Raw genomic sequence first — 15054 nt, 5'->3', positions numbered from 1 at the left:
GGGTCACTCCGGCGCGGGCGAGTGGTCCGGCGACGTGAGGCGACGCTCCGTCAGGACAGAACACTGAGAGACCTGACGCGCCAGCCTGTCCAGGTCACGCTCGCAGAACCGGTGGTGAGCCCACTCCTCGTTGAGCACGGTGCCCAGGCATTGGCGCACCGTCCGACCCTTGGCGTACGGGGGCCATCTCTCGTCGTCAGGGACTGGCGCGATCCGCGCGAGCTCATCAGGCGTGACGCCGGCCAGCCATGTCTCGATCTCTGAAGCCTGGCGGACCCGTACGGCGAGCACCTCGTCGAGGCTCGTTTGGGCGGACGGGTCGAGTTCGTCCTCCTCGCCCATGACGGATGGCGGACCCAGCCCCATGGCCGTGAACGGCTCGGTGAGCCCGAGCACGCACCGTCGGAACCAAGAGTCGTGCACGAAGACCAGATGGCGCAGCGTTTCGACCATCGACCACTCGCCGTCAACGCCGCGATGTTCGCTGTTCTCGGGCATGGACCGAACTCGGTCGGTGGTCGTCGTCCAATCGTCCCGCAGCTGCCGCCAGGCCACTCGCAGGTCGTCCGGCTGCTCTGAACGGAGCAGCAGCCGTACCGGGTGACGGCGGTCGAGCTCCGCCTCGACGTACGACATCACCTCGACTCCGTTGACCACGAGATTGGTGACCAGGCCGTCGATCTCGGCACCCTGCATGACCACGCCGACCATCCGTGCTCTACTCAGGTCGCATTCGCGGAATTCTGCGTCGGTGAGGTCCTCGTCGTGGAAGCGCCGCATGGAGACAGGCTAGGTCGCACCGCCGACGCCAAGCCCGGATCTGCCGCGATCGGTGCGGGGCTCCATACGTATGGATCTGGCGAACACATCCCGAACGGCGAAGCCGCAACTCGTCCGAAGGCGACTACCTACCCGTGACCAGCGTCGATCGACAGTGAGAACGGCAATCGCGTGCACAGACACCATGGCTGCTCATCTGTCACACCCGGGGGCACAAGCCGGAGGGTCACATAGCAAGACACCCTGTCCATCCTGGCGCTTTTGCGTAGGTCAGACAGGGTGCCCGAGAGTGGAGCTGAGGGGATTCGAACCCCTGACCTTCTCATTGCGAAGGTGCCATGGCGCCGTCGCACTGGCTGCGCCGTGCGTCAGGCGGCGCGATCTGACTGCATCCACTGCAGGCCGCACCAGCATCGGAGCACAACTGGGGCACACGCCCCGAGCGCCGGCGGTTCTCCTGATGCTCCGAATCGGTGACAGACGCGGGCACCCTTGGCGGGGCATCGGCGCGTGCAGTTCTTGCACTGGTCACGCAGGCAACGCCCCGATGGGCACCGGGGAACCTCTGACCCGGTAGATGCTCGGCCTGCTCGGCCTCGGTCCCGCCGCGGGCAAGGTCGAGGACAGGGAATGAGGATGCCTACGGACCGGGCGGCGGTGTGAGTCGGATTGTGGGGCGCTGGCGTGCCGAGGGGCCGGGATTCGACCCCGGCGCGGGCAACGCCCGGGCCGCAGGCGGCCAAGAGGCCGGTAGCCCTGTAGCCGGCCACCCCGACTGAACAGCGGCGATGATGTCCCGGATGTCGCTCATCTGCGCTGGCGAGGTCCTCAGGCAGATGCTGCGTTCCCGGCCGGTGATGGCCACCACTAGCAGGCCCACGCTCGGCTCGGCGTCAAGGGAGAGCATGCGTTTCCACGGCCAGGCCCTGTTGGCCAGGGGACCGACGAACACGCCGCGCTCGCTGGTGACCATGAAGCGGCCCTGGTCGATCTGCTGGAGTCGATCCGGTTCACTGTCCGTTGTGCCGCGACTTTGGCTGAGGCTGCCTCGAACGCCGCCAATGATGGGGAATCGCACCGTCCCGCGATTGGACACATGACGGGAGCGACCCCGGCGAGCCTCGAGCAACACGGTGTCCCAGGCGCCGATGAGACGCTCTTGGGAATCTAGCGCAAGGCCTTCCACGATTCCGCCGGGTGGCCGACGCCATGCGTCGGTCATGAGCTGCGCGGCTGATGCCGACAGGGGTGTGGTACTCACGGCGTCTCTCGGAGCCGGATCTTGGGTCGTGCCGGGTTCCGTGGGTTGGGCTGTGTGGGCTGATGCACGGCTCCGTTGGTCGAGGGACCCGGCGCGGAGAGCCGAATCATCGGCCGATCGCCGAGCGCCGAGGCCCATTCGGCGGCAGACGGACGAGTGTGCAGCGGGCCTGCGGCCGCCTGGCTCAGCCGGGTCAGGGCTTGCCGCTGCTTTTCCGGCAGGTCGGGGCGTGCCCCGAACGGGTCTGGGTCTGTTGGCCGCCAGGAGTACCTGACGTTAAGCCCCCTGCCGATCAGAAGTGCCAGCTTGTACCGGTCGCTCGCCTCGGTTGATGTGTTGCCTTGGCGCAGCGGGTCGTCCCACTCGGGAGTGTCCGCCTGATGCAGGACAGGCAGATATGACACCTTCCGGCACCCATCACAATCGATCAGGAAGGCCCGGGGGCGTGGGCTGAGGGACCACACGATGTTCTTCATTGACACGTCGCCCACGATGAACGAGTGCCCGTGAAGGAAGGCGAAGATCTCCGCCGCGGACCGCAGAATTGCCAGTCTCTGGGCGGTGGACGGCTCGGGCACCGCCTTGCGCGTGGCCCTCGGCGGGAACATCAGATGCTGAAATTCCAGCAGTCGATGTCCCACCACCGGATCCTCGTACCAGAACTCGCTCGGGATCTTGCCCATGAGGAAGCCCACGAACCGCGACCCATCGTCGACACGCTCCACCGGCCACGCCGTGTTGCACAGGAGGGTGCTTCGGTCGGCCTCGCTCATCGTGGCGGGCAGCCGCAAGATTCGGTCCATCGCGCCACGGTCCAGCTTGCCTGCGTCGTGGAACTCCTTGTAGACCAGGTCAGACCGGTCTCTTAAGAGCCGCACGCGCCCCTGGCCTCCGCTGTCGCCGCCCTCGACGACGGCAAGCGAGCTGCGTTGGCGGACCGGCACCCGGGGCGCCGGCGCGCCGTTGTTCGGTGTCACCGCGCCGAACCGGCCCAGAAGCAGACGGCCGTTCGGTCGTCGTCGAAGCTGCGCACCGACGCGTCAATCACCCACAGGTAGTGCGCCAAGCCCATGTCGGGGGACACAGACAGCTGACTCGCGAACCGCGCGCTGCGCTCTTGGTCTAGAAGCAGGTTCAGGACCCCGTCCGTGGCGAGAACGAGGCAATCTCCTGGTAGCAGGTCGACGGACGTGACGGTCGGAACGCTAGTCGACGGGAGCGCCGCGGTGAGCGTGTCTTGGATCTCCTCTGTCCCGTCCAAAACGTCGAAGGCACCACGTCGAAGAGTACGGTGGCCGCTGTCACCGACACCGCACACCCACGCCCGGACGGTCCCCGTCTCGCCCCTCACGAGCACTGCCAGGCAGAGCGTCGTGGCGAATTCCGCCGGTGAAACTTGGCGCTCATGGGCCTCGGAGGCGATTGCCTCCGACGCCACATCCATCACGCGGCGAGCGAACTGGTCCACGTCGACGGTCCCCGGATCGGCCCACTCCTGGATTAAGTGCCGTGCCGAGTCCATTGCCGCCTTCACTCCGATCGCGGAGCCCCGGTCCGAATGCGCCGCATTCCCGACCCCGTCGGCCACGACCAGAACGGCTGCCTCGCCCCATTCGACTTCGACGCGACCAACGAGCATCGCGTCCTGGCGCGGCTCATTGTCCCAGCGGTGGCTCGTACCACGAACTGACGCGGCTCGAACCACGCCACCGAGCACCTGACCGCCATCAAGGACCGTGTCCGCCTCAAACTCCCCCGAGAGAAGGCCATTCGGCATGCTGGGGGCCCGCGCCGGGCGTCCTGGCGTGAATGGGCCCGGGAACGCTGGCACGCTGGGAAGCATCGTCTGAGGTTCACCGACATTCTCGGTAGGCGTCTCCTCGAACCCGTCCGCGGTCGCCGTGTCAACCACGGAGACATGCCCCAGGTCGGCCGTGCTCATCAGATCTGGTCTAGGGGAAGTGATGTGAAGCCCGGGACTGAGTCCTCCACCTGCAGGGTCGGGGCTCCGGTCCCGGCCAGCGTGCTGCCCGACCGCACGATCGACTTGGTCAACGAACTGGCGAACTCGCGCAGTGCAACCGCAGGGCTGACGCCGCCGTCGGCCATGAAGGCCTTGAAGGTAGCCACCCGCTTGATGGTGTTCTCGTCGACCTGCTCCAGGCCGAAGGCAACGATCTTCGGGTACGCGGGGAACGAGGGGCTCACCAGGTCTGCGTGGGCGCTCTCCCAACCACGGTCGGTTGCCTGTCCGTCTGACAGGAAGAAGACCACCGGGCGGAGTACGGAGTGGCCGTCGGCCTTGAGCTGGCCCACATCCTTCTGGATCTCCTGCTTCAGCCTCTTGAAGGCGGCACCGAAGCAGGTCCCGCCCTTGGCTGTGAGTCCGGGTATCTCCTCCACATCGGCCAGGTCAGACAGCGGCAGGAGGACCTCAGCGTCGTCGGAGAATCCGATCACCGCGAACCGCGTCTTGTCCGCGACCACTGGGTTGTTGGCGATCTCGGCATGGAGCTTGCCGAGGCCGTCGTTCATGTCGTCAATGCCAGCCGTCATGGAACCGGACTCGTCGCAGACCAGGTAAAAGGGAAGAACTTGTTCGCTCATGGGTTCGATGGATCCTTACTTAGTGAATAGATACACTTCAATTTTGATGGCGTTTGAGCCGCTCAGGCTCACAAAGTCGCGAACTAGGGCACCCTGCGTTAGGGCGGGGGCTTGACGCCTCAGGCGCTCGTTCACCACGTGTGAGAGTGCCAACGCCCGAGCATCATCGGGGTCCACGCCGAACGTGAGCACGATCCCTGCGCGCTGCCCCTTGATCCGCGCCATCTCCTTGCGCAGCCGAGCGTCGAGGTCGTGTACGGCCTTCGTGTCGTGCGCGAGCAGTTTGGCGGTCGGGACCGGAAAGGCAACCACAATGGCGTTCTGGCTCACCCCGATCGGTCGCTGGGTGACCTTGGGGGTCGTCTTGGTCGGTGCGGTGGCCTTGGGGGTGCCGGTGGCCGCGACCGCAGTGGCCGACGGAGAGGGCTTGTGCGGCATTGTGGGTGCTTGTCCGAAGCCCACGATGGCCAGCAGAAGCATGAGATCGGCGAAAAGCCAGCCGACGAGGGGCAGCGGAACCGCCCTGCTGGATGCCCTCATCCAGTCCCACCCATGGCCGCCGGTTCGCGCATCGAGGCCGAAGCTGCCCGCAGTTCCGAGGCCACGGCCGCGGTCTGGGTGGCAAGCTCATCAACGCGGCTTAGCAGCGAATCGGTCGACATCCGGGCTGATTGCTCCCAACGGTCCATTCGCGTCAGAAGTTGACCACTGGCATCAACGACGCTTAGGGACGTGGCCATGCCGGCCCGCACGACCTCCGATACCGCCAGGAGCTGCTGCTCCACTGCACCAAGCGCCTCCAGCAGCCGTCCCGACCCCTCCCGGGCCATCTCGCCGATGGCCTGCAGCGCTGCGGCGCTGACACCCTGGCTGTAGTCCTCGAGAAGCCTGGTCAGCTCATCGGCTAGCCGCTCCACACGCTGCTGGGCGGCCGTCGCGTTGGCCGTAACCTGCGCCTCGGTCTCTGCAATCAGATCGACGAGGGCAGCAAGGGACACATCCATGCGTCCACTGGTGGCGAGGGCGGCTTCTGACGCCTGCTGAACTCGCCCCCCAGCGGCGAGGACCTGGGTCGAAGTCTCTGAAACGGCAATGACCGCCGACGCAAGAGACTGGCTCTGCTCATCAAGCGACTCTGCCGCGCGAACGGCCTTGGTCATCAGCGTCTGGGCCTTCGTCTGAAGGCCCTTCACCTCTGACGCCGCGGCCGACAGATCCGCGCGCGACTGATGCTCAAACTGACTTCGCCAGGAGGAGCGGTACCTGTCGGCCTGACGGAGGGCGGCCGCCAGCTTTTTGGCGCTGGCGGAAGAGGCCTGCGCTTCGTCGCGCTCCCACCGCCGCCCGAGCGTTCCCGCCAGAAGCACTGTGGCCAGTGTCAGCACGAGCGCCAGCGCAGTGAGCCCCGCTACGTTTCCGAAGCGGAAGGGCGTAGCAAGCTCGCCCTGAAAACCGGTCTGCCACAGACCGAGGAACGATGTTCCCTCCGGCGACACCCCGCGTGCGACCAGGCGTCCTTGGGCGGCCGAGGCCATTGCCAGGCCCGCCCACGTGAACATCAAGGGCAGGTACACCAGAACCGCTGGGGCGGCTTGAACCGACGCGAGCCAGGACGGTCGAGCCTTTTGGATCAGCTCGTGCCCGTCGAACTGCCTGGGCAGGTCAACGTAGGCGAACTCAGAAAAGGCCAGACCGCCCTCCTCGATCGCGTTTGCTAGCCGTCTCAGTTCAGGAGCGTGGTGCTGCATCCGATCGTCCAGCGCAACGTCTCGCAGCAGCGCCACAGACGGATGAGTCATTGCCTTACCCCCTCGAGCGCTTGCGCCGGCCCGCCTCGTATAAACGTGCCGAGTGGCGGATGCTGCGCAGGCACGGCAGACCAGGCACCACTCGTGCGGTGAGGTCCGTGCGAGAGTGTTCCATCCTAAGAGGCCCCCGGTGGGGCGTTTCTGGCAAATATCGCCCATTTGACCGAGACTCCCCGCAGCAAGATGAGTGGCTCCCCAACCGTGGGCGACACGGTCAGGGCCGCAGGGCGCTGCAGGCGAGTGGGGGCACTCGGACGGCGGTGAGCACGAAGACTGGCTGCTCACTCGCCCGAGACGGGAGGAGGCCGAATGGTTCGGGCATCCGCACAGTTGTCGTCGGCGGCACAAGGCGCGGACCGCAGCTTGGCGTTTGTCCGGCATGCCGCCTAGGGACGCCGGCGCTGTGGTTGAGCCATGCGCCGGGACGAGGCGCGCGGCGCGGACTGAAAGGTCGGTCGACCACCGGTCCGCGTGGCGGCTTGACGCGGGAGCCGCCCGACGTGGATTCCACGCCAGGGTGGCTCCTCCATCAACGCCTGCAGGATCCCTGCGGCCCGGGACACGTACCGGCGCAGATGTACTGCCAGACCCTGTCCTTCACGAACCTCTTCACGGCCGGCTGGACCGGGTCATCCGTTACGGCACCCGAACTGGCGACAAGAATAGTCCCCGCAGGGCTGGGTTCAGCCGGAGCTCCATGGGGCCGGTGACCTATCGACCGGTCCGCCGCACCTCAAGCCTTTGCCGAACGACCAAGCCCGCGAACGAAACATTTGTGGCCACCAACCGGGGCACAAGCCTGCCGTCGACTCAGTTGAGGCGAATCGACTCGTCTCCAAACGTCGCGCTGACCTCGAATCGGCCGCCCAGGGCTTCGACGTAGGACTTCAGGGTGCCCAGCTCTGTGTGGCTCAGGTCGCCTCACTCGATTCGGGATAGTCGCGATTGGGACACCTTCATCCGCTTCGCAACCTCGACCTGGTTCTCTCCCTGACGCCGACGCACCTCTGCAAGGCGGTACGCGCGGACCTGTTCGTCTAGGTGCTCCTTGGCCTCATCGACCTGCTCGGAGTCAAGCAGCGCGCAGCCTGCCCACGTACCTGCGACCAGTTCTTAGCCATCGTCCTCACGTCCTTTCGTCGTCATAGTCACCGGCAAGCCAGCGTTCATACCGGCGCTCCGCCTCAGGGATGTTCTGCCGGTACCACTGCGACCAAGCCCCGGACTTGTCTCCACCCAGAAGCAGGACGGCCTGTCGTTGCGGGTCGAAGATGAACAAGACGCGCACCTCACTGGACCCGGAACTGCCCGGCCGCAGTTCCTTCAGGTTGTGTCGCCTCGAACCCTTGATCCGGTCGACTAGGGGCCGGCCAAGCGTCGGGCCATCCTCTTGGACGGAATCATTCACCTGCGTTCCGACTTGTGGTTCGGGTTGTCCTTCCTGGTTTGCGGTCTCGGCATGGCGCTAGTGGCGAGCGCCATTGTGCAGGAGCGTCAAAGCCTAGTGTGGGTCGGGAACATCACCTCGGGCCTTGGGTTCGCGATCGGCGGGGCCGACCTCATGCGCCTGGGCAAAATGCTTGTTGGAGTCGCCATGATTCTTCGGGATTTGCGTTCATTGTGCAGGGCAGCTTGAGCCGTTGCCGATTGGATGACAACGCCGACAATTCTGCGAGCATGGCTTCAAGAATCCGGGACTTCCTGATGGAACGACCTAACAGGCGCGGCTAGGCGCTCGCCCAGTTCGTTCATGTAATTGGCAGCGGAGCCTCGCCCGTGATTGGCTCGGGGCGGTGTTGGTCAGCAAACAACTGGCAGCGACACCACCACCTCTTGACGGTCGTGCACCTGCCGTCCATGCCGAGCATCCGCCACTGGTGATCCTCGGTGACCGCTGCAGCTGTCCATGGCGTCCGCATCGCGAATCGCGATCTTCGGTGCGCCCCCTCGACGGTTCGTTGTCAGACGCGCCGAAGGAAGGTCCGCCGAAGGCACGGAGAGCGCGACCATCTGCACAATTTGCCAACATGAGGGGCGAACCGCTCCCTAATGCCTCAGACTGAATCCGCCAGCCACAGTTAGAGCGAGGACTAAGCAGTGCCTAGAACCACCACTCCCCGCAGGGAACGGTTCCCGATCCTCCTTGTGATCCTGTGTGTCGTTGCTGCCCTCCTGCTATTGATCTGCGGGCTGGGGGGCGCGCTTGCTGCCGGCTTTGCATTCGTGGGGCTCGTCGGCTTCGTCGGCTTCGGGATCGCAACCGCTATCGGACACGCCCGGTGGGCACGACTGCGCACACGTAAGGCCGCGGCCGCGACGGCCGGAGTGTCCCTTCTGGCCCTTATCGTGGGGGGCGCACTCACTCCCCCCGCTCCCACCACAACGACGAGCAATTTCGTTGCTGCGCCGAAAGCGAGTGCCCGGTCCAGCGCACCACTCTCTAGTTCCACGACGCGTTCTACCACCAACGCGCCGATACCTTCGACCCCAACTTCAACAACGACAAGTTCGCAAGCACCCAGCACCTCTACGTCGCCTCCAACATTCAGCTCGCCGACCGTCGCCGCCACCACTCCGACCACATCCGCGCCGTTGGCCGCCACCACTCCGACCACATCCGCCTCGTCCCCGCGCCCCGCCCCAGCACCTCCTGCTCGGCTCACGGGCTACGGCGCCCTGAGAGAGGACTGGGACGCGCACCATCAACAAGCGCCCGGATACACAGCGGGCGCGGCCTTTCTGCCCATGGTGAATGGTGACCAACCCAAGTACGGAGCGGTCAGTGGCGGCCCCAAGGAACGCATCGTCATCTACACCGTCAGCTTCGAGGAAGGAACCAATCTCGCGGAAGCCAAGAGGGAAATTCTCATGGAGTTCCCTGCAGGTGCGAGATTTGGCCTTGAGGACGCGGATGAACCAGGATGCTTGATCGTCGAGGTGCGGAGCAAGCAAGTGGAGGCCGTGATGAAGGGCTACCGTCCTATCGTCGCCTTCTTCACAGGCTCCCAGTACGGGGACCAGCTGCGGAAGAACCATGTAGACGATGCGTCGCTCCTGGTCGCCTCGAAGGATGAAGCGACCGACCTTGGGGACTGCTAGAGCCCCCCTTTGCCTGCACGACGAGCGCCGCGACCAGTCGCCCTGCTCCGCGTCTTTGTCGGCGGCCTCTCGTACCCTCGGACCATGGCTCAATGCACCGCACCTGTCCAAGGTCACCGCACGTCGAACGCCGCCGCGAACTGTCCGGCGTGCGGCGGCCGGTCCTCGTACCGGTCCTACTCGCCGAACACGTCGCCTTCGTACTACTCCTCGCCCGCACTGTCCCGCAGCAGCGGCGGAGGGAACTCCTCCAGCAGCGGTCGTGGCCGATCGGCGCGGCCTCGGTGGTCGCCGGCCAACTCGCCCGTTACGTATACCCCCGACGAGGTCGCGGCACTGGACCGGTACCGCAGCAAGGTCGAGGCGGTGGGACCGCGGGCTGAGTCCTACGACCTTTTCCTCTGCCACGCCTGGGACGACCGCCGCGAGTCTGCGACCGAACTGCACAACCTCCTCGAGGCGGAGGACGTGTCGGTCTGGTTTAGTGAGAGAGATATCGTCCTTGGCCAGCCGTTTATGCGGGAGATCGACAAGGGCCTTGCCAAGACGCGGATCGGCCTCGTGCTCATCACGCCCGCATTCCTCAAGCGCATCGAGAGCGGCGGGGTGTCCGAGAAGGAACTCTCGGAACTGCTTGCACGGGACCTGCTCATCCCGGTCGCGCACGGCGTGACTTATGACGAGATTCGGTCAGTGAGCCCGCTCCTGGGCTCCCGCAACGGGCTGAGCACGGACGAGGACTCCTGGGAGGACATCGCCAAGAAGATCGCCGAATTGGTCACCGTGTAGGAGCGCAGCTGTAGCCATGCTTCTTCCCTGGGCGCCGGCCCGGGCGTAACGGCGGTGGTTCAGCAGGCGGTGATGTGTCCCGCCATGCGTCATACCGCCGCAAAGCGGTGCGTCCCACCGCCGGCTGCCGACCAAGCTGTGGGCGGTAGCAGCAGCTTGTTTCTACCTCGGTCCTTGACTCTGGTCACGCATTGCTCAACCGGATTGCGGCCCTCGCGATGAACGAGGCAGCGCGGCGTGGGAGTATGCACTGTGGCAACCACGGCCTTCGAGGTTGTTGTGCCGTGCCCCGATGACGCCGAGGAGCTGGCCTCGGTCCACATTCAGGCGTGGCGCGAAGCCTACGGTGGGCTGCTCCCGGAGCGGTTCTATGATGACGCCGCGCGCGACCGTAAGCGGGTGATGTGGTCGGGTCTGCTCGCAGGAGGAGATGCGGGAGAGCGGGTCCGCGTCGCCCGGCACGAAGGCCGGATCGTGGGGCTTGTCGCGCGCGGTCCGGCCACCGAGCACCAGGGGCACCCGCCGCGGCGCGGTGAGCAGCTGTACGCCCTCTACGTGCTGTCCACCTGCTATGGCGACGGTGTTGGTCAAGCTCTCCTTGACGAGGCCCTTAGCGGGCGGCCTGCACAGCTGTGGGTCGCTAAGGAGAACAGGCGGGCTCGACGCTTCTATGAGAAGAACGGATTCGCATACGACGGGACCGAGCAGGTCGATCCAGACCTCGACGGACTGATAGAGAACGCATGCTGCGATAGGCGGACTCCGCGCAGCCCCACGACCGCGATGTCCGGCACCCTGCATGACCGCCACAGCGGGTGCCGTCCTTTCGCCGCCAAAGCCGCGCTTTGAGAGCGGGCATCGGGCGGGCGGGCGTACGCGGCAGAAGCAGCCGGCACCCCGGCCGCTGGGTCGGATCCCGAAGATGCCCATCCAGCGGCCACGCTGCCGCTCAGGAAGTGGGCGATCTTCTGGGCGCTGTTGGGCATCGGGACCATGTCCCCAGCCAGCACGTCCGCCGCCCGTTATGCAGGCGGGCACGACGGTCCTCACCCGGGACTGCACCCCCCGCATGGCAAAGCCCAACCGGTCCGAGCGTGGCTACCAGGCGTAAGCAGTGCCGATCCGGAGTGAGAAGGGCAAACCTAGTGCATGGACTGCATGCGTGCGCGGGAGTCACATGGGGGCACAAGCCCGGAGGGTCACATAGCAAGACACCCTGTCCATCCTGGCGCTTTTGCGTAGGTCAGACAGGGTGCCCGAGAGTGGAGCTGAGGGGATTCGAACCCCTGACCTTCTCATTGCGAAGGCCCCATAGCGCCGTCGCCCTGGCTGCGCCCTGCTTCAGGCGGCTGGATCTGACTGCATCTACTGCAGGCCGTACCAGCGCGGGAGCACAACTGGGGCACACGCCCCGAGCGCCGGCGGTCCCCTCCCAGTGGGCGTCCCGTGGAGTGGTGGGGTTTTGGGTGAGCGGCGCGGCTTCGGAGGTGTTGGGGCCATCGGCGGGATCTTCGGTGTGTACGGCCAAGTACTCATCCGAAGGAGTCCCACCGATGGCGTTGTCCCAGTCTGCCGTGTCCGAGCTGCTCGAGGCGTTCCGCGCCGGTGAGGGTGTCGATCTGATCCGCGAGTCGGTTCGGCTGGTGATGCAGGAGCTGATCGAGGCCGAGGCGAGCGAGAAGATCGGCGCCGCCCCTTACGAGCGCACCCAGGCGCGGGTGACCGAGCGCAACGGGTCACGGTCGCGGCTGTTGTCGACCCAGGCCGGCGACGTCGACCTGCGGATTCCCAAGTTGCGTAAGGGGTCGTTCTTCCCGGTCATCCTCGAGCCGCGGCGCCGCATCGACCAGGCGTTGTACGCGGTGGTGATGGAGGCCTACGTGTCCGGGGTCTCCACGCGCTCGGTGGACGACCTGGTCGCGGCGCTGGGCATCGACGCCGGTATCTCCAAAGTCCGAGGTCTCCCGCATCTGCGCCGGGCTGGACGAGGTGGTCACCGCCTTCCGCACTCGGCGCCTGGACCATACCGAGTTCCCGTACGTGTACCTTGACGCGACGTACCTGCACGTGCGCAACGACACCTCCCAGGTCACCTCCATGGCCGTGGTGGTAGCGACCGGGATCACCGCCGACGGCGGCCGTGAGGTCCTGGGCCTGGATGTGGGCGACAGCGAGGACGAGGTGTTCTGGCGCGGCTTCCTGACCGAGCTGAAGAAGCGCGGCCTAAGCGGCCTGCAACTGGTCATCTCCGACCAGCACGCCGGCCTGGTCGCCGCGCTGCGCCGATGCTTCCAGAGGGTGGCCCACCAACGCTGCCGGGTGCACTTCGCCCGGAACCTGCTGGCCCTGGTGCCCAAGAGCCACAAGGACATGGTCGCCGCGGTGTTCCGCACCATCTTCGCCCAACCCGACGCCGACACCGTCTCGGCCACCTGGGACGAGGTCCGCGACCAGCTTGCCGCCCGGTTCCCCAAGATCGGTCCGCTGATGGACCACGCCAAGGCTGAAGTGCTCGCCTTCACCGCCTTCCCTCGGGCGCACTGGTCCAAGATCTGGAGCACGAACCCGCTGGAGCGGGCGAACAAGGAGATCAAGCGCCGAGCCCGCATCGTGGGCATCTTCCCCAACCCGGCCGCCGTCATCCGGCTGGTCGGCGCGGTGCTGGCCGACATGCACGACGAATGGCAATCCGGGGACCGCCGCTACCTCTCCGAGGGCTCCATGGCCCTTCTCAAGCCCAACGGCAATACTGGAGCCATCGCCGCCCTCCAAAGCGGCGAGTTGGCACCGAGGAACACCTCAAAAGCCCACCACTCCGCGGGGCGCTGTCCCCTCCCATGCTCCGGATCGGTGATGCTGGTACCCCTTCCCCGGGCACCGGCGGGTAGGGATCGAGTACTGGTCGCCCAGGCAACGCCTTAATGGGGGCACCATGAAGCCGTCTGACCGCGGCGCTGCTCGGCCCGCTTGCGGATCACGGTGCAGCACTTCGGCACCCTTCTGTTGTCAACCGGTCGCTTTGAGGTGGGTCTTTCGCGTCGCGGCGGCCGGGCGTAGCGTCGTTGGTGCGGGTCCGGGAAGTGGCTGATCCGACACTCCTATAGGTGCCCGTCAAGCATTCAGGCCCGGGGACTGGCCGGCGAGGGTGTCGTAGATGAGTCGGTACAGGTGGCGGGCGAGGTAGCGCTTCAGGCACCTGATGATTTCCATCTTGGTGCGGCCTTGAGCCGTTCGGCGGGTGACGTAGTCGCGGGTGGGCTGGTGGTGGGCCATCCGCACGATCACGATGTGGTAGAGCGCGGAGTTGGCCTGCCTGTCGCCGGCCCGGTTGAGCCCGTGACGGTTGGTCTTGCCGGAGGAGGCCGGGATCGGGCAGGCCCCAGCGAGGGCGGCGAAGTGGGCCTCGGTGCGTAGCCGGGCGGGGTTGTCTCCGGCCGTGATCAGCAACTGGGAGACAGTGTCCGGCCCGGCCCCAAACACGGACATCAGGGCCGGGGGCGTGGCCGTCCAGGAGCCGGGTCAGCTGGCCCTTCAGATCGGTGACCTGCTCGCTTAGCATCCGGTACCGGCGGGCCAGGACCCGCAGCGAGTAGGCGGTGGCCTCTTCGGCGGTCACCGGTTGGGCCGGTGGGCGTGAAGCTGCCAGCGCGGTGGTCAGCTTGCTGTTCGACAGTCCCCGGTACCGGGCCCGTAGGCTCTCCGGGCCGGCGACCAGCATGGCCTTGATCTGGTTGATCGTCGCGGTGCGTTCCCGCAGGGCCGAGGACCTGGTGGTCCGCAGTGCGCGGAGCGCCTCGACGAGCCCGTCGCCTCCCTTCGGTACCGCGGTGGCCCGCCCGGACAGGACGGCTTCGGCGGCGGAGTAGGCGTCGAAGACGTCAGTCTTGCCGCGGGCTCGCCGGTCGAACCGGTTGGGGCGGTTGACCTCCCGGACGTCGTAGCCGGCCTCGGTCAAGGCTCGGGTGACACCGGCGCCGTAGCTGCCGGTGCACTCCACCCCACCAGCGCCACGCCCACCCACTGGGCCAGGAACCTGACGACCTCGCGGTAGCCGCGGGCGGTGGCTTCGACCCGCAGGTCGTCGACCGGGCGCCCGTGGGTGTCGATGACCGCGACGTGGTGGGTGTCGGCGTGGGTGTCGATCCCGGCGTACACCCACCCGGCCCCATCAGTGCGTCCCGGCTGCTGACGCTGTTGCCGTCCATGCTCGTGTCGCATCATTGATCTTGTGCCGGTGGGTGCAGCCGGGCGGGCGTCAGTCAGTTCACTATCGGGACCTCGTCAAACCCCTATCAGGACATGACGGCCCGCCCGGCCACATAGGGATGTGAGCTGGGCCGGTCGACAGGTCGGATGAAGGACAGCCACCCGTAGGCGACGTCGGAAGTGCCGAGGAGTCAGACCCACCCACGCCAGCATCCTGACGCGCGACCAGCCGTCATGTCCCTTAAGGGGCAGCCAGACCAGCACCGGCTCACCAACACATAGTGAAGTGCCGGTGTGCGGATGTGAGCCGGCCGCGCTGGATTGAAGTGACGCCCCGCGGTGCCCTCCCGGACCCGCGTCCACGCTCTCGGGCCGGGCTGCTGCGGTATCGGTGACGAGCTGTCGGAAGATGGCGTCGGAGATGCGGCGTTTGAGTTACCTAAGTCAAGTCCGCGGGTGCAGTGCCTGCTGATGTGCTTGATGCAGGGCTGGGTCGTAAGCACT

The 15054-nt window shown here is 66.3% G+C and carries 11 protein-coding genes and 2 pseudogenes; 4 read left to right on the top strand and 9 right to left on the bottom strand.

Features of this window, described 5'->3' with window-relative positions:
• Positions 1–3 precede the first annotated feature (3 nt).
• From PHA84_RS00070 to PHA84_RS00040, 7 genes are all read right to left on the bottom strand, one after another.
• Positions 4–780, bottom strand: coding sequence for a DinB family protein (locus tag PHA84_RS00070; protein ID WP_270886040.1), 777 nt, complete (start codon positions 778–780; stop codon positions 4–6).
• A gap of 1257 nt (positions 781–2037) precedes the next feature.
• Positions 2038–3018, bottom strand: a complete 981-nt coding sequence (locus PHA84_RS00065; RefSeq protein ID WP_270886039.1) for a hypothetical protein — start codon at positions 3016–3018, stop codon at positions 2038–2040.
• Positions 3015–3983 carry a protein phosphatase 2C domain-containing protein gene (locus PHA84_RS00060; RefSeq protein WP_270886038.1) on the bottom strand — a complete coding sequence of 323 codons (969 nt, stop codon included), beginning with the start codon at positions 3981–3983 and terminating at the stop codon, positions 3015–3017. The genes PHA84_RS00065 and PHA84_RS00060 overlap by 4 nt, the downstream gene beginning before the upstream one ends.
• Positions 3983–4648: a vWA domain-containing protein gene (locus PHA84_RS00055; RefSeq protein WP_270886037.1), complete on the bottom strand. Its 666-nt coding sequence runs from the start codon at positions 4646–4648 to the stop codon at positions 3983–3985. Before PHA84_RS00055 ends, PHA84_RS00060 begins: the two co-directional genes overlap by 1 nt.
• A gap of 15 nt (positions 4649–4663) precedes the next feature.
• The gene (locus PHA84_RS00050) at positions 4664–5188 is read right to left on the bottom strand and encodes a hypothetical protein (protein ID WP_270886036.1); all 525 of its coding nucleotides are present in this window, start codon (positions 5186–5188) and stop codon (positions 4664–4666) included.
• Entirely contained in the window at positions 5185–6432 is a 1248-nt protein-coding gene (locus PHA84_RS00045) for a hypothetical protein (RefSeq protein WP_270886035.1), read from the bottom strand. Before PHA84_RS00045 ends, PHA84_RS00050 begins: the two co-directional genes overlap by 4 nt.
• 1150 nt (positions 6433–7582) lie before the next feature.
• Positions 7583–7864: a type II toxin-antitoxin system RelE/ParE family toxin gene (locus tag PHA84_RS00040; protein ID WP_270886034.1), complete on the bottom strand. Its 282-nt coding sequence runs from the start codon at positions 7862–7864 to the stop codon at positions 7583–7585.
• A gap of 1337 nt (positions 7865–9201) precedes the next feature.
• Between PHA84_RS00040 and PHA84_RS00035 the strand changes: the two genes are divergently transcribed.
• The 4 genes and pseudogenes from PHA84_RS00035 to PHA84_RS00020 all read left to right on the top strand — a co-directional run.
• The gene (locus tag PHA84_RS00035) at positions 9202–9555 is read left to right on the top strand and encodes a hypothetical protein (protein WP_270886033.1); all 354 of its coding nucleotides are present in this window, start codon (positions 9202–9204) and stop codon (positions 9553–9555) included.
• A gap of 84 nt (positions 9556–9639) precedes the next feature.
• Positions 9640–10344 (top strand): toll/interleukin-1 receptor domain-containing protein, encoded by a 705-nt coding sequence (locus tag PHA84_RS00030; RefSeq protein ID WP_270886032.1) that lies wholly within the window; start codon positions 9640–9642, stop codon positions 10342–10344.
• 252 nt (positions 10345–10596) lie between these two features.
• Positions 10597–11193: a GNAT family N-acetyltransferase gene (locus tag PHA84_RS00025; RefSeq protein WP_270886031.1), complete on the top strand. Its 597-nt coding sequence runs from the start codon at positions 10597–10599 to the stop codon at positions 11191–11193.
• 704 nt (positions 11194–11897) lie between these two features.
• A pseudogene (locus tag PHA84_RS00020) lies at positions 11898–13083 on the top strand (IS256 family transposase); the annotation flags it as partial.
• 372 nt (positions 13084–13455) lie between these two features.
• On the opposite strand, the gene PHA84_RS00015 reads toward PHA84_RS00020, so the two are convergent.
• The gene (locus PHA84_RS00015) at positions 13456–13791 is read right to left on the bottom strand and encodes a transposase (protein WP_270886030.1); all 336 of its coding nucleotides are present in this window, start codon (positions 13789–13791) and stop codon (positions 13456–13458) included.
• 325 nt (positions 13792–14116) lie between these two features.
• Positions 14117–14562 (bottom strand): annotated as a pseudogene (locus PHA84_RS20725) (IS110 family transposase); the annotation flags it as partial.
• Positions 14563–15054 lie beyond the last annotated feature (492 nt).

This window comes from Pedococcus sp. 5OH_020 (assembly GCF_027812955.1).
Taxonomy (GTDB): Bacteria; Actinomycetota; Actinomycetes; order Actinomycetales; family Dermatophilaceae; genus Pedococcus.
This window is presented reverse-complemented; position numbering and strand designations above follow the sequence as displayed.

Excerpts from the sequence above, each read along its gene's own strand:
- PHA84_RS00070 (WP_270886040.1), bottom strand. The coding sequence starts at position 780 with ATGCGGCGCTTCCACGACGAGGACCTCACCGACGCAGAATTCCGCGAA.
- PHA84_RS00060 (WP_270886038.1), bottom strand. The coding sequence starts at position 3,983 with ATGAGCACGGCCGACCTGGGGCATGTCTCCGTGGTTGACACGGCGACC.
- PHA84_RS00055 (WP_270886037.1), bottom strand. The coding sequence starts at position 4,648 with ATGAGCGAACAAGTTCTTCCCTTTTACCTGGTCTGCGACGAGTCCGGT.
- PHA84_RS00050 (WP_270886036.1), bottom strand. The coding sequence starts at position 5,188 with ATGAGGGCATCCAGCAGGGCGGTTCCGCTGCCCCTCGTCGGCTGGCTT.
- PHA84_RS00035 (WP_270886033.1), top strand. The coding sequence starts at position 9,202 with ATGGTGAATGGTGACCAACCCAAGTACGGAGCGGTCAGTGGCGGCCCC.
- PHA84_RS00030 (WP_270886032.1), top strand. The coding sequence starts at position 9,640 with ATGGCTCAATGCACCGCACCTGTCCAAGGTCACCGCACGTCGAACGCC.